The organism is Niabella aquatica (assembly GCF_054779315.1).
Genome location: NZ_BAAGYM010000003.1, coordinates 204,576 through 220,184 on the forward strand (window position 1 = coordinate 204,576; position 15,609 = coordinate 220,184).

A 15,609-nucleotide genomic window follows, 5' to 3' on the forward strand; every position below is an offset into this window, starting at 1 on the left:
AATATGCTTTCAAAAAAACTGTTATCGTTAAGCATATTAACACTTTTTGTTTTCCGGCTCGGCATTGCCCAAAAAGTAGTGCATTACGATTTATTTGTAAAAGACACTATCGTAAACTATGCAGGCAAAGCAAAAAGAGCCATTGCCGTAAACGGGCAGATACCGATGCCGACGCTTGAATTTACTCAAGGCGATACTGCGGAAATCGTAGTGCATAACCAGCTAAAAGAAAGCACTTCCCTGCACTGGCACGGTGTATTCCTGCCCAATAAAGAAGATGGTGTACCCTGGCTTACACAAAAACCAATTGCACCGGGAGAAACTTACACATATCGCTTCCCCATTATTCAGAACGGCACGCATTGGTATCATTCACACTCAGGGTTACAGGAGCAGATAGGGATGTATGGCAGCTTTATTATGCATAAAGATGTTTCCTCGTCTGCAGGGAAAGCTGAGGGCAAGGCTCCGCGGAAAGGAATTGACGATCTGCCGGCTATACCCATTATGATCAGCGAATGGACCAATCTAAAACCCGAAAATGTACACCGTATGCTGCACAACGCAAGCGACTGGTTTGCTATAAAAAAAGGTTCAACACAAAGCTATGCCGAAGCCATCCGCAGCGGACATTTAAAAACCAAGCTTACCAACGAATGGAAGCGCATGCTGGCCATGGACGTAAGCGATGTGTATTACGATAGGGTTTTACTGAATGGCAATCACATTACGGAACTGAAATACATTGATGGCAAACCTCCTAAAGCGGGGGACAAACTACGTTTACGCATTTCCAACGGTGGCGCTTCATCTTACTTCTGGCTGCATTATGCGGGTGGGACAATGAGCGTTGTGGCAAGCGATGGAAACGATGTGGAGCCTGTGGATGTGGACAGGCTGCTCATTGCTGTATCTGAAACCTATGATGTTGTAGTTACCATTCCCGAAAATGGTAAAGCTTTTGAGTTTATGGCAACTACTGAAGACCGTACACAATCTGCGAGCTACTTCATAGGCAACGGGGAAAAGCAGTATGCCGGCTCATTGCCCCGCCTGGAATATTTTGAGGGCATGAAAATGATGAACGGTATGATGAAGATGAATGGTGACCTAGATGATATGGGCATGAATATGAACCTGCAGCAGATGGATATGAACAGGGTGATGTACCCCGAAATTGCAGGTAAAGAAAAGACAAAGAGTACAAAGAAAATTCCCGGGCACCATACCGGACACGACCATCAAAGTCACGATATGAATATGGTGGAAGAAAAGAAGAAAAGCAAAGAAGAAGGCCAGGATCATCTTAGACACGCAGATATGAAGATGAAAGAAAATCATGATCATCACAATGCCGGTGCTTCAAACGATATCATTACATTAAACTATGGAATGCTCCAATCGCCATACAATACCAGATTGCCAAAGCAAGCGCCCGTTAAGGAGTTGAAGTTTACCCTTACCGGGAATATGAACCGCTATGTATGGAGTATGGATAACCGGGTACTTTCTGAGAGTGATAAGATACCGGTGAAGAAAGGCGAAATATTAAGGATTACTATTTACAACAATTCGATGATGCGGCACCCGATGCACCTGCATGGTTTTGATTTCAGGGTATTGAACCAGCACGGCGATCATGCACCATTGAAAAATATCATCGATATTATGCCGATGGAAACTGATACCATAGAATTTTTGGCAAATACCGAAGGCGATTGGTTTTTTCACTGTCATATATTATACCACATGATGGCGGGAATGAACAGGGTTTTTGCAATAGATGACTATAACAATCCTGAGTTGCCCGATAAAGCAAAAGCATATCGTAAGCTACAGCATGAAAGCAATATGGTTCACTTTATGGCACAGAACGATTTTGCCACTAATGGTAATGATGGCGAACTAATGCTGATGAATGCAAGGTGGCGTTTAGGATCTGAGTGGCGCTTAGGTTATAATAATATGCACGGTTATGAAACAGAGACCCATTTAGGCAGATATATGGGTAAAATGCAATGGCTCATGCCGTTTATAGGTTTCGACTGGAGATATCGTAAATTGGGAATGGATAAACAAGAGAAAAACCTGTTTGGCCAGATGAATAAAAAAGACAACAGGGCTGCCTTAAGTTTTGGGGCAATGTACACCCTTCCAATGCTGATTAATGTACAGGCAGAAATGTATCACGATGGCATATTCCGTTTGTCGCTGATGCGGGAAGACATCCCGGTTTCCAAAAGACTAAGAGCCGGTTTTATGGTGAATTCTGATAAAGAGTACATGGCTGACCTGCGATATATACTTACAAGATATATGGGTGTGAGGGCGCACTACGATAGTGATATGGGCTTTGGCGTGGGATTATCATTCAACTATTAAGATAGTAATGCCCCTATTTTGAAACAGCACTCATCTTTATAAGATATAATCAAATCGTTCAGCGCCTGTAAGCATTACCTGTTATATAGCTTATTAATTAGGGCCTGCTGGTTAACTCGAATGCTCTGTGAGAATTCCGCAAAACATTAAATACAGCCACGAATGCACGAATATTTTGTAAAAATGCATGTGTTAATTTGAAGTGAATACTTTTTTTGCTTTGAATACGAATCGCAAGATTTTTTGTTGCAAGGATTTTGCTCTTAAATTGAAAATATGCATGCAGAATAATACGCAGGTTATAATAGCGAATTACACGATATCTTCTGCAACGGCACATTTGTGCATTCGTGGCAGTCAAACAGCAAGCCCTAATTATTTTCACACCGAACCATCATATCTCATTAAACAACGATGCTTTATCTTTATTCCCGCGGCATCCTATTCCAGGCCAAAATCGGCTTACATGCACAAATCTAAATAGCAATACCTGTTGATGAATTTCAGTTCGGCTGGAGAATTGTAATTCAAATACTGACCATCCTTTTAATATGCCTGCTCGTTATCGCGTAAAAACGCTGTAGGTGATTGCTTAAATTTCTTTTTGAACGAGGTGCTAAAATATTTGGAGTCTGAAAACCCAGTCATGTAAGTTATTTCGTTAATAGAATATTTTTTAGACATCAGCAATTCCGCTGCAATTTTAAGCCTTATATTTTTAATAAAATCCTGCGGAGCTATATCAGAAATATTTTTCAGTTTCCGGAACAATACGGACCGGCTTACTGCCAGTTCGTTACACAGCATATCAATGGAGAACTGTGGATTTTGAATATTATCAGTTACAATTTGCGTGGCATTTGAAATAAAAATAAAATTAGGATCTTCTTCTGCGCCATTAGCATTTTTGTCAAAAGTATTAAAGAACTTGTTTTTTATAATCGCCCTATTGTGCAGCAGGTTCTCTATACGTGTTTTCAGGTGTAACATATTGAACGGCTTTTGTACATAATCATCAGCCCCAACCGTATATCCTTCTATCCGGTATTCATCATCATGTATTGCAGTAAGCAGTATAACAGGAATATGACAGGTTGATATTTGATTTTTAAGAAAAGCGCACAATTGATAACCGTTCATTTCAGGCATCATAATATCACTTACAATAAGGTCATAACTATGCTGCTTTACCAGCTTCAGCGCTTCTTTTCCGTTTGCAGCAGCATCAACATTATAAAATTTAGAGAGTTCTTTCTCTAAATAACGTTGCAGTTCCAGGTTGTCTTCAACGATGAGCAACTGAGTTCCTTTTCTGCTTTTTTTGCCATTAACACCTTCATCCGGATCTGCGCTTTCGCTTATTTTTTCCTTTATGGTAAAATGGTCAGACAGGGGAAAAGATATCTTAAACGTTGTGCCAAAATTCATTTTGCTCAAAAAACTGATAGTGCCTTTATGCAGCTCTACCAATTGTTTGGTGAGCATCAGCCCGATACCGCTGCCTGTTTCCTGCAGGTTTATAGCATTGTCTGCCCGGTAATAGGTTTGAAATATCTGTTTTTGCTGTTTTTCTGGTATGCCTATTCCATTATCAATAACTTTGATATGGCAGTAATGGTCATCTGCCTGTACATGTACGGTAACGGTTCCCTGCTCTTTAGAATATTTAATAGCATTAGAAATAACGTTGTACATTATTTTTTCAAACTTATCCCGGTCAAACCATACTAAAATTTCTGCCGTACCGGGCTGGAAGGACAGGCTGATTTTTTTGTCCTCAAAAAGTGGTTTAAAATAGGTCAGGATATGCTGCAAAACGGCTACTATGTTGTAACGGTCTGCCTTTATTTTCATTTTATTAGCATCAGCCTTCTGAAAATCCATCAGCTGTGTAACCAATCGCATCAGCCTGTCGGCATTACGTTCAGCTATGTCCAGGCTTTTCTTGTCTTCAGTTGATAAATCAGCTTTATGAAGAATGGAACTGATGGGGCTTTTAATAAGTGTTAGCGGGGTACGTAAATCGTGAGCAATGTTAACGAAAAACTGCAGCCGCTCTTTATCTCTCTTACGGGCCAGCAGTGCCTTCAGGTAAAACCTCAATGCTGTAAAAAGTAAAGCCAGTAATATAAAATACAACGAATAGGCCCACCAGGTACGATAAAGCGGGCTGGCTATTACAATACGGATATTGCGTTGGTGATTACTGTAAGGATTGTTAAGTGCTTTGACACTGAATTCGTAGGTTCCGGGATCCAGATTGGTATAATTGGCACTTCCTATAGCAGAAGGAGGCGACCAGTTTTTATCGAACCCCTTTAGTTTCCACGTATAGGTATTTTTATCAGCGCTTTGAGGAGAAATATTTACAAAATGGAAAGAAATGGAATTTTGATTGTGGTGGAGTTTAATTTCCGACAAATCGTCTACCTGCTCGTTGATTGGTGAATGATCAGCACCTACAATCACACTTTGATTAGCTATTTTAAAATCTGTAAATACAATTCTGGAGGGGTATGATTTTTCTTTGATTTGCGAGGGATTAAACATTACGAAACCGTTAGTGCCACCAAATATCATTTCGCCCTTCGAGGTTTTATAATGAGCCGAGCTGTTAAACTGGCTGGTTCTCAGGCCATCGGCCCAATTGTAGTTTTGAAAACTCTGGCTGCTATAGGTGAAACAGGCCAGGCCATTCGTGGTACTTAGCCAAAGTCTGTTTTGCTCATCGGGCAGGATGCCGTACACAATAGCTGAAGGCAACCCTTCTTTCTCTAAATAATGCTTAATGATTCCTTTTTGAGGATGCCAAAGTAATAAGCCAGAGCCTCGCGTTCCCATCCAAAATTTATCTCCATCACGCTGAAGTGCAAATATTTGTATATTCTGATATTTTTCGGAAAAGTCAATTTTTGTTACCGCATTGGTATGGGTATTAATAAATGTAAGGCCGCTGGTTCCACCGGCGTACATGTTGCCGTTCCTGTCTTCTATAAGAGTATGGATATCTCTTACCGGGTAACTGTTAATGACGGATAATTGAGGATTTAATACCGATAACAACCCGCGGATGCCCCCAATCCAGATATTTTTACGGCTGTCCTGATATAAACTAAAAACATAGTTAGTGCTTAATGAGCTTTTTAAATTGCTTCCATCACCGGCAAAATAATGCTCCACTTTTTCAGTGGCAGTGTTAATTTTTTTGAGTCCATCCCCATAAGTTCCTGCCCAAATATAACCATCGCCTGTGTTCAGTAAGGTTAAAATATTGGCACCGTCCCCTTTTGAGTCTAAGGTGTGGTATTTCCACTGGCCTGTTTTTGGATTATAGATGCTAAGTCCTTTGCTGGTACCAAACCAAATCCTGCCCTGGTTATCTTCTGTACAGCTGCGTCCCATGTTATTGTGCAAACTATTCGGGTTATTGATCTCATGGGTGAAGTTTTTGAAAGGTAGTTTATCCGAGGTATAGCTCACACCACCGCCAAAAGTAGTGATCCATAACCGGTCAAAACTGTCTTTGTAAAGTCTTTGCACACTATTGCTTGAAATAGACAGGGGGTTATCGGGGTTGTAGGTTTCGTGTGCTGCCACCGTTAAATCTTCGGAAACAAACAGCAGCCCTTCGCCATCGGTGCCCAGTACATACTGTTTCTTTTTGTCAATATAAACAATTCCTCTGATTGCCGTATTTTTGATATAATGGTTAATAGCAGAAGTGTTCAGGAACCGTTGATTTTTAACATCAAAAATCAACAACCCTTTTTCAAGGGTGCCAATCCACAACCGGTCAGACCGGTCGTAAAACGTAGACAATGGTTCTAATTTTACCGGCATTTTTACTTCCGTAGCCACGTAGTCTTTTAATTGCTTGTTGTAGGTAAAGCAATATATACCTTTAGACGATGTTGCCCATATACGCTTGTCGGCATCCTCATTAAAGGCCCAGGCTTCTGCGCCGGTTTTACCCACGCTAAACAGCTTTTTTTTATTGCCGTCGTATCTGAATAGCGCTTTATTAGTGCCTATCCATATACCATTAAAATCGTCGGCAAAAATATTGGATGTAATAACGGGACCATTGGGGTATTTGAGCACAAATTCAAAACGATCTAAAACAGCGTTGTACCGGTATAGTTGCTGAATAGTTGAAGTCCAAAGCTGACCTTCACTATCCTTTACAATATTAATAGCCTGTTTAAAACCGAAGCTTGGCTCCTGATTTTCATTGGGCAGGTTATAGTGAACAAATGATTTGCCATCATACCGGTCAATACCCGACATGGTGGTAAACCACAAGAAATGTTTATTGTCCTGTACCGCTCCAAATACAATATTGTTTTCAAGGCCGTCTTCCACCATAACGGACTGAAAATTCTGTTGGGAAAATGTCAACAAAGAACAGATACCTGACAGGCAGGAAAATATTAACCGCTTTATCATTAATGGCAAAATAAACGATATAGGGATAATGACATGAAAATTGCTTTCAAACTCCTTAATTATTTTTTATCATAAACACGTATATAATCTACCAGCATATAATCGGGCAAATTTGCCTTAAAAATGTTGACTTGCTTACCCCAGTCACCCACCTCATCAGAAATAATAATGTGCAACGGTACCTGGCAAACGCCGCCTTCATTGGTTTCCCACACTAATTTTCCGTCATAATAAAATTTATACATTTCAGGAGTCCACTCTACTGCAAAAGTATGCCAGCTTCCATCATTTAAATTCATACCGGTTACTACCTTGTTGGCTTTTTTGTGTGCGGCACCATACCCATCCCAATGCAGAGCAGCATTGATACTATCTTTACCCAAACCAATATAAGGCGATTCAAAGATGTCTATTTCGGTGCCATCGCGTCCTTCATCGCCCACATTGTTTACGCTCTTTGCAAACAGCCAAACTGCGCCCCAATGGCCCTGTTCTTTTTGCAACTTTACCCTGGTTTCGTAATAGCCAAAAGCCCTTTCAAATTTACCTTTGGTATCAATGGCTGCACCGGCATAAACGCCATCAATATTTGAAGTGCGGATTACCAGATTGCCGTTTTGAACATAAGCATTGTCCTTATGCCACCACGCATCCCTTCCGGCAGGATCCGTACGTCGTTTGCTATGTGCGATTTCCCACTTCGTCTTGTCTATTTCATTACCGTTAAACTCGTCACTCCAAACGAGTTTCCGGTTGACCGAGGTATCCGTTACCAGGCTTTCGGAAGGCTGTTGGCCGGGAACAGATTTGGCAGAGCATTGTATGATCAGGAATGACTGAACAATAATCAATGAATTTACTAAAATTTTTGCTTTCATATTCTGTGATGTACAATTCGGTTACTAAGAAAATATTGTTGATAATGCGTATGAGATCTATTTAATTCTTCCGTTAGGCCTTTGATTGATTTTTATTTCGTTTATAAAACTTTCGGCAGTTTTTTTAAGCTCAAGTGCTGTTTTTTTACGGGTATTAATGAGATTTATTTTTTCTCCCGGATCGTTCTTAATATTATAGAGGGCTTCCTGCTGTTGTTGCCGGGCAGAGCTGCCCTGTTTGCCATTGTTACCCTTTACTGTCACACTATCATATCCGTGAGCAAAATGGTATTTATAGCTACCCTGGCGTACAGCCTGCAGTTCGGTAGCGTTAAAAAAGTAAATGGGGTTATTATTAGGCGATGGTTTTTTTTCAGTGAATAAATAGCCTGCATTGTGCCCGTCAATTTTCAGCTTAGGCTGGTTTGCTCCTGCAAATGAAATTAACGTAGGTAAAATATCTGTTCCAGATAAAGGCTCATTGCAGGTAGAATTTGCAGGAACAGTACCTTTCCATTGGGCAATAAAAGGCACTTTGTGGCCCCCGTCATATGTTGTTCCCTTACCTTCTTTAAGCCCATAAGCCATGCCTGCATGATTGCCAAATTTTAGCCAGGGGCCATTGTCAGAAGTAAAAATAACCAGTGTGTTCCGATCAAGCCCGTTTTTTTCCAGGGTTTGCATGATACGTCCCACTGAAGCATCTATTTCATAAATTACATCGGCATAAAGTCCTTTTTTGGTAATACCGTCATATTTTTTTGATACCGCCAGCGGTACGTGCGGCATGGAATAGGCAAGATATAAAAAGAAAGGCCTGTGCTTATTTCGATTGATAAAATCGACAGAAAAATCGGTAAACGTTTGAGTAAGGCTGTCCAGCGGAAAGTTGATACGAAGTATCTTGTTGCCCTTAATCAGAGGTAGCGGAGGATAGAGGCTATCAGTTTGAGGTATCATATCGTGCGAATAGGGAATCCCCAAAAATTCATCAAATCCATGCTGCAAGGGCAGAAACCCGGTTTGGTATCCCAGATGCCATTTACCGGTACATGCAGTTGTATAACCGTTATCCCTTAGAAGCGATGCAATCGTTTCTTCGTTGGGGTTGAGCCCATGCTGGTTTTTACCTTTTATATAAGCGGGGCCTGTTTGAGGAAAAAGCACCTGCTCCATATTAATGCGCTGCGGGTAACAGCCCGTAAGTATTCCTGCCCTTGATGGGGTACAAACATTAGCTGCAACATAATAATTGGTAAATATGCGTCCTGTTTTTGCCATGGCATCAAGATGAGGCGTAACCAGCTTTTTGCTGCCATAACCATAACTGCCTACATCGCGATAGCCCTGGTCATCGGTCATAATGAAAATAATGTTGGGCTTTTGTTGTGCTGCTGCCTGCGGGCAGGTTAAAGAACAGGCAGCGGCAATTAAGGCCAGTATAGCGTAATGCGTTATTCTTTCCATAATACTTTTGTTTGATTACTGCTATCGGCAGATGAGCTTGCAGCATAGATGGTGAAATAGCCTGTTTCGGCCTTCCAACTGTGAGTGTTAATGTCCCAGAAACTAAGGTCTTTTTTAGTGAGGCAAAAAGTCAGCTGCCTCTGTTCACCCGGTTTAAGAAAAATCTTTTCATACGCCTTCAATTCTTTCACCGGCCGTTTTATACTGGCTTCGTCATCTCCAACATAAATTTGTACCACCTCGGCACCCGCTATCTTGCCGGTATTTTTTACATTAAGCATCACCATAATATTACCGTTTTTGAATGAAGTCCTTAAATCAGTTATGTTGAAACTGGTATAAGACAGTCCAAAGCCAAAAGGAAACAAAGGCTCAATCTGACTGGTGGTATAGTGCCTGTATCCCATAAATATCCCCTCTTCATAGGGGGTATCTATTTTACTTTTTGAATCTACAACACCATTTATTTTTTCATAAAAAGGTTTAAATAACGCGGGCATATTAGCTTCACTCGCATAGGTATCGTAGCTCTTAAAGGCCGGGGAGTCTTTCCAGTCTTTTTCAATGCTGATGGGCAGCTTGCCAGATGGGTTGATCTCGCCAAAGATAATGCGACCTATAATATGTCCCGTCGCATCACCTAAATACCAGGGCATAAAAAGTGCTTTTACTTCGTTGATCCAGGGCGAAATATTCACAGAACCTCCTGCATACAGCACTACTACAATATTTGGATTAATGGCAGCTACCTGTTGTATCAGCTTATTTTGGTCCTCAGGCAGGCTAAAGGGTCTGTCGTGGGCTTCACCCTCTGTTTTTGCATCGAAGCCTACCGAAATAAGTACGATATCGGCTGTTTTAAGTTTTTCAGCAACCCCATTGACATCTGTATTTTCAAAATAACTAACATTGATATTATTGCCTGCCAGGTGCTGTATTTCATGAAGCATATTTCTCTTGCGTCTGGCATCCATACCTGCAGCACCGCCACCATATGAAGGTGTTTCTACGGTAGCCCTGCCCAGTAAAACTATATTTTTGATATTTTTTTTAGCAAGAGGAAGAAAGTTGTCGCTGTTTTTTAAAAGTACGGTTCCTTCTTCGCCGGTACGCAGGGCAATACTGGCATGTTGTCCCAAATCAGGTGCCTGCGCATTTTGTTGCTCATACAAATTGAAGTACAGGCAGGTATAAAGTATCCTCCTTACTTTTTTATCAATATCCTCAACACTGATTTCTTTATTTTTAAGGGCCTTTAACATTTGTTCTTGCATCATTATCCGCGGTATAGGCATTTCAAGATCTACGCCGTATCGGGCCGTAGGAATAAGGTCGTAGTTGGAAAACCAATCGGAAATGACAAAGCCGTTAAAATTCCAATTTTTGCGCAGGATAGTATCTAATAAAAAGGCATTTTCCGAACTATGGTAGCCGTTCAAGAGATTATGTGCCGTCATTACCGTGGCCGAGCCGCCTTCTTTTACTGCCGCTTCAAAAGCCGGCAGGTAAATTTCGTGGAGTGTACGCTCGTCTAAAACAGAGTTAGATTTATAACGGTTAAACTCACTATTGTTAGCTGCAAAATGCTTTACATTGGCCAACACTTTTTGACTTTGCAAACCTTTGATATACGCTACTCCTAATTGGCCGGTCAGGTAAGGATCTTCTCCAAAATATTCGAAATTCCGGCCGTTTTGTGGTATCCGTACCATGTTCACAGACGGGCCTAATAATATATCTACCCCATTATACTTGGACTCGGAACCTATTGCTTTGCCAATTTCATAGAGTAAATGATTATTCCAGGTGGAAGCCATGGTCATTGCCGACGGGAACGCTGTGGCATTAATTTTTACGGCATCTTCACCTTCAGCCTGTGCCTTTATGCCCAAAGGCCCGTCTGACATACGAATTGGCCGCAGCCCTAAACGGGGAATTCCGTTAATCGTAGCTTTGGGGCCACCTGTAATAAAAAGCAGCTTTTCCTCCAAGGTCATTCGGACAAGCAATTTATTGGCTTGCTGCATTACCCTGGTATCAGGAATATTAAATTGTGTATAGCTTTTTAAAGCTACGCTCATCAGTAAGGAAAAAAATAAGGTACGGCAATGCATACTGGTTTGTTTTATCAGTTGGGTATACTGTTCGTCTAAAAATTTGAATAAGCCGGCCTTTTAGTTTTTGTACAGTTTCGGCATATGCCGGCTTTTCAATAAGGTTTTCGTCTTCGTCCCTGCCAGGCGGTATAATACCAGTAAGATAAACGCTATTTTATTAACGGTCATTATTCTGTTTGATTAGGGGGTGATTGCGTGTTGTCATTTTTTTGCAGGCAGGTATCCCAACTCACGTAAAAATCTGGCGGCCTGCTCCAATGTTTGATTATAATAGGGCGCCCTGTTAAAAAAACCGTGTCCTTGATCTTTGTACAAATACAAATCACAACGACTGCCAGCAGCTTCCATTGCCTTCTTATAATCTTCGGCTACGCTAACCGGGATCAGCTTATCGCTGGTACCCAAAAAAACAATGGTTGGTGCGGCCCCTTTTTTAATATTGTGATAAGGCGAAAATTCGGGATAACGATCGCCCACGGCCCTGCTGTCACTGTTATTCCCGAAGTTTCCAGGGCCATTGTTAAATACAGGATTGAACAAAACCAAGGCGTTGGGCCGGCAACTTACAGCAGAGCTCTCCGCCAATCCGGTACCTGTAAGATCGGTGGCAGCGGCTAACTGGCCGCCTGCAGAGCCACCTCCTGCAGCCAGTTTGTTTGGATTTATCCCCAGCTCATTTGCGTGCTCACGCAGGTACGCTACCGCCGAACGGGCATCATCAAGCGCATCAAAAGGAGTAGTACCATGATCGTTCCTCACCCTGTAATCTGCCGTCGCAGCAATCATTCCTTCTTTTGCAAGATATTTTGCCTGTCCTGAAAATTGATCGGGAGCAGCACTGTTCCAACCGCCACCATAAAAGAATACGATAGCGGGCAAAGGCGCACATTTTTTATTCTCCGCGGGATAACGGATCACCATTTTAAGTGCTACACTACCGGCCTTTTTAAATATCACTACTTTTTCTGTTCCGGAAACAGTTTTTTTACAACCCGCTTCTTTAGATTGCACGGTAGAACCGGCTGGTAATTTCTGCCAGTTAATGAACAGGGGGATACATAATAGGATGATTATTTTTTTCATTGCTGTTTAATGGTTATTTAAAAGTAAAAGTCAATATACCCGGCTTATAGCCAATGCGCTCCGCTCTGATGATCATTTTATCGCCTGCCTGCAGCGCGATGGGTATATTGTTGTAAACCTTCCAGTTGGCTGCATTATCCGGTGCATCTGCTGAATTGATCTTGTAACCAATGGATGCGCCTCTCGTAGCGCAGGTAATAACAATTCCGCTGGGGGTAACAGTGTACTGCGGCGTGGCAGTAGCAGGTTGAACACTGCTTCCGTTCCACATTTGTTGCACCATTTCTTTTTCGGGAATTTCGGATCTGTCCCCTACTTTGCTCATCCAGTCATTAAATGCTTTTCGGTATGTTTCCAATACTTTCCTGTATTTAGGATTGAAGGCCAGGTTATGAAGTTCATACGGGTCGCTCTTTAAATCGTAAAGCTCTTCTGATGGTTTGTCTTTTTCAAACCACCTCATTTGGGTTTTATTTAGCAGGTTACTGTCCCGCATATTTAGAATACGTTTCATCATCGGGATATTTTTCCGGTATTCTATTTCCTGGTAGCGTGGTCTTCCGGGGTAATAATTGCGTATATACTGGTAATGAGTATCTAGAACGGTGCGCACTCTGTCGTACTCGGTATCCATTCTATCCCTGCCGGCAAAAATATAGCGGCGGGGATTTACAGCCTGACTACCCAGAAACGCCTGCCCATGCATATAAGCAGGAACGATGGTTTGGGTTAATGATAGTACTGTGGGTCCCAGATCCATAAGGCTGATCATCTGCCTGTTTATACTTCCGGCCATCTGATTGCCGGGGAATTTGATAATAAGCGGAACATGCAGCCCCCTTTTCAGTACCTCACGTTTTACATAAGGCAGGGCATCACCATGATCAGTGTAGAAGAAAATAATGGTATTGTCGTATAACCCATCTTTTTTTAGCTGATTGATAATTTCCCCGGCCTGCTGGTCCATTATCATTACATTAGATAAGTGCCGGGCAATCCCCTGTCTTACTTCGGGCACATCAGGATAATAGGGTGGCACCATCACCCGGGCAGGATCGACCAACAGAGGCTCATTTTCCCGTTCCCATAATTTTGCCTCATGGGTAACTTCCAAATTAAATACCGAAAAAAAAGGAATGCCCTCTGGCCGGTTTCGCCAGTGTGCTCGGGGAGAGGATTCATCCCACATGGTAACCGGAGCGATAAACTGGTAATCCTGTTTGGCATTGTTAGAACAGTAATAGCCATTTAGGCGTAAATACTCGGGGAAACCTTTAACGTATTCTGGCAAAACTGCCGAATAAGGATCCGGTGCTTCGGGGTTTTTATATCCCGGCGGTCTGCTTAAAGTGCGCATATTTCCAGTGCCTATAGCAGTCTGGTACATCCCGGTAATCAGCGATGATCTGCTGGGAGCACATACGCCTGCTGTGGTATATACCTGCGTATATCTTACCCCATCCGCAGCCAACCTGTCGAGGTTGGGCGTTTTTACCCCATCATCTCCAAAACTTCTCAAATGAGAAGACATATCTTCGGCTACTATCCATACAATGTTAGGACGTTGAGGAAGCTCAGGTGGTAACTTACCTTGTGCTATGCGCTGCTGGATACAGCACAAAGCAAGCAGGAAACATATCTTTAATCTTTTAATCATCTCAGTAACCGGGATTTTGATCGCCTGGTTGTAAAGCTCTGTTATAGTTCATTTCACCATCCGGAATAGGCATAAGCATCAGTCTTTCATTTAAAGGGTAAACAAATTCGTATGCAGACCTCAGGTTGGGATAATCATTATGCGCTTTAAGGTAGGCCAGAAATTTGGTAACACCACGTCGACGTACATCAAAGTATTCATGAAACTCTCCCAGCAGCTCGTAATAGCGTTCTTCCATTATTCTGGTTCTAAAAGTAGCCTGATCCATACCCGCAAAGTTGGCGGGCTGTGCTGCAGCTGGCGAAACTGTATTTCTGGCCCTGGTCAATACCTTGTTTACATACTGATAAGCATTTGCCGGGCCGTTGATTTCATTTTCGGCTTCGGCCAACAGCAATAAAACATCGGCATAGCGCATATAAATAAGATTGCGGCCCCCGATGTCGATAACGTAACTCGGATCTTCATATTTTCTAATAAAGGGAAAGCCATTGGTATTATTGTTAAACTGGCCCAATGGATAGGTAGTTACATTACCATTTGCCCTGTTTTTATAGGTTCCGGCCACAAAAGTAGTAGCCAAACGTGGATCGTTAGGATATTGCGCTGCGTGCCTGTCATACACTTCTTTGTTTGGCCTTAACCATTGAAAATTGCGTTGTGCCAACGGTTGGGTGCTAATGTTGCCAGGCATAAAGTAATTGGTAAGCTGGCCGTTTGATGGGGTAGTGGGAATAAACTGAATCTCAAAAATAGATTCCCTGGTATTTTCGTTGGTGTAACTGAATAAATTGGCAAAACTGCTTTCCAGCGTATAAGCCGTTCCTTCCTGATTTACTACTTCTAATAATTCGTCTTTGGCTTTTTGCCAATAGGGCGATGGATTATTATCGCCTGCTAAAGTAACATATACTTTACCAAGCAGGGCATAAGGAGCATATTTATGAGGAAAGCCTTTTTCCTGTACGGCAGGCTCGGGCAATAATGTTTTAGCCTTTTCCAAATCGCTGATGACCTGCGCATACACTTCATCAGCACTTGCTCTTGGCTTGTATAAATTGCTCTGGTTAACAGGCTCCAGGCGCAATGGTACGCCGCCCCACATACGCACCAGGTTAAAATAAAGCATCCCGCGGATAAAATAGGTTTGACCTAAAATATTATTACTTACGCTAGCGCTTACCTTGCTGTTGGGCAGGTTAGCTATAATGGTGTTGGCCTGGTCAATAGCGGTATATGCCTGCCTGTAAACCATATAAATCCAGGAGCTGTTAGATTCGACCTTAAGCTCGGCCACTGCTCTTGACACAGCATGCGGCGAGTAAAAGCTGCCTGAAGCCTCGGAGGTAAGCATAATATAGCCCGTACCAAAGTAGTCGTAACCCGCAATGGTTGAGTAAAGGCCGATTAAAGACGATTTTGCGCCGCCGTCTGTACCAAAAGCACCTTCTTCGGTATAAAAGGTGGTAGGCACTTCTTTTAAAAAAGATTTTTTACACGCAGGCGCCACGAACAACATGAATACTATGCTAACTATAATGAATGATTTTGTCATGTGTATATTTTTTATTGTTTTTAT

At 42.1% G+C, this 15,609-nt stretch carries 8 protein-coding genes; 1 reads left to right on the forward strand and 7 read right to left on the reverse strand.

The annotated features are described in order from the left end of the window. Positions 1 to 3 precede the first annotated feature (3 nt). Positions 4 to 2,382: a multicopper oxidase domain-containing protein gene (locus ACYVBM_RS02455; RefSeq protein ID WP_460684026.1), complete on the forward strand. Its 2,379-nt coding sequence runs from the start codon at positions 4 to 6 to the stop codon at positions 2,380 to 2,382. 546 nt (positions 2,383 to 2,928) lie between these two features. Here ACYVBM_RS02455 and ACYVBM_RS02460 read toward each other — a convergent pair. From ACYVBM_RS02460 to ACYVBM_RS02490, 7 genes are all read right to left on the reverse strand, one after another. Then, entirely contained in the window at positions 2,929 to 6,828 is a 3,900-nt protein-coding gene (locus ACYVBM_RS02460) for a hybrid sensor histidine kinase/response regulator (RefSeq protein ID WP_460684027.1), read from the reverse strand. A 59-nt stretch (positions 6,829 to 6,887) separates the two neighbouring features. Beyond that, positions 6,888 to 7,706, reverse strand: a complete 819-nt coding sequence (locus ACYVBM_RS02465; protein ID WP_460684028.1) for a glycoside hydrolase family 16 protein — start codon at positions 7,704 to 7,706, stop codon at positions 6,888 to 6,890. Between the two features lie 57 nt (positions 7,707 to 7,763). Next, positions 7,764 to 9,173, reverse strand: coding sequence for a sulfatase family protein (locus ACYVBM_RS02470; protein ID WP_460684029.1), 1,410 nt, complete (start codon positions 9,171 to 9,173; stop codon positions 7,764 to 7,766). Next, a complete protein-coding gene (locus ACYVBM_RS02475) occupies positions 9,161 to 11,254 on the reverse strand; it encodes a beta-glucosidase family protein (protein ID WP_460684030.1) in 2,094 nt (697 codons plus the stop codon). Before ACYVBM_RS02475 ends, ACYVBM_RS02470 begins: the two co-directional genes overlap by 13 nt. Before the next feature lie 237 nt (positions 11,255 to 11,491). Further along, positions 11,492 to 12,373, reverse strand: a complete 882-nt coding sequence (locus tag ACYVBM_RS02480; RefSeq protein WP_460684031.1) for an alpha/beta hydrolase — start codon at positions 12,371 to 12,373, stop codon at positions 11,492 to 11,494. A gap of 13 nt (positions 12,374 to 12,386) precedes the next feature. Beyond that, the gene (locus ACYVBM_RS02485) at positions 12,387 to 14,030 is read right to left on the reverse strand and encodes a sulfatase family protein (protein ID WP_460684032.1); all 1,644 of its coding nucleotides are present in this window, start codon (positions 14,028 to 14,030) and stop codon (positions 12,387 to 12,389) included. A 1-nt stretch (position 14,031) separates the two neighbouring features. Beyond that, entirely contained in the window at positions 14,032 to 15,585 is a 1,554-nt protein-coding gene (locus tag ACYVBM_RS02490) for a RagB/SusD family nutrient uptake outer membrane protein (protein ID WP_460684033.1), read from the reverse strand. Between the last annotated feature and the right edge of the window lie 24 nt (positions 15,586 to 15,609).

Coding starts and splice junctions, on each gene's coding strand:
- ACYVBM_RS02455 (WP_460684026.1), top strand. CDS start 4: ATGCTTTCAAAAAAACTGTTATCGTTAAGCATATTAACACTTTTTGTT.
- ACYVBM_RS02460 (WP_460684027.1), bottom strand. CDS start 6,828: ATGATAAAGCGGTTAATATTTTCCTGCCTGTCAGGTATCTGTTCTTTG.
- ACYVBM_RS02465 (WP_460684028.1), bottom strand. CDS start 7,706: ATGAAAGCAAAAATTTTAGTAAATTCATTGATTATTGTTCAGTCATTC.
- ACYVBM_RS02470 (WP_460684029.1), bottom strand. CDS start 9,173: ATGGAAAGAATAACGCATTACGCTATACTGGCCTTAATTGCCGCTGCC.
- ACYVBM_RS02475 (WP_460684030.1), bottom strand. CDS start 11,254: ATGAGCGTAGCTTTAAAAAGCTATACACAATTTAATATTCCTGATACC.
- ACYVBM_RS02480 (WP_460684031.1), bottom strand. CDS start 12,373: ATGAAAAAAATAATCATCCTATTATGTATCCCCCTGTTCATTAACTGG.
- ACYVBM_RS02485 (WP_460684032.1), bottom strand. CDS start 14,030: ATGATTAAAAGATTAAAGATATGTTTCCTGCTTGCTTTGTGCTGTATC.
- ACYVBM_RS02490 (WP_460684033.1), bottom strand. CDS start 15,585: ATGACAAAATCATTCATTATAGTTAGCATAGTATTCATGTTGTTCGTG.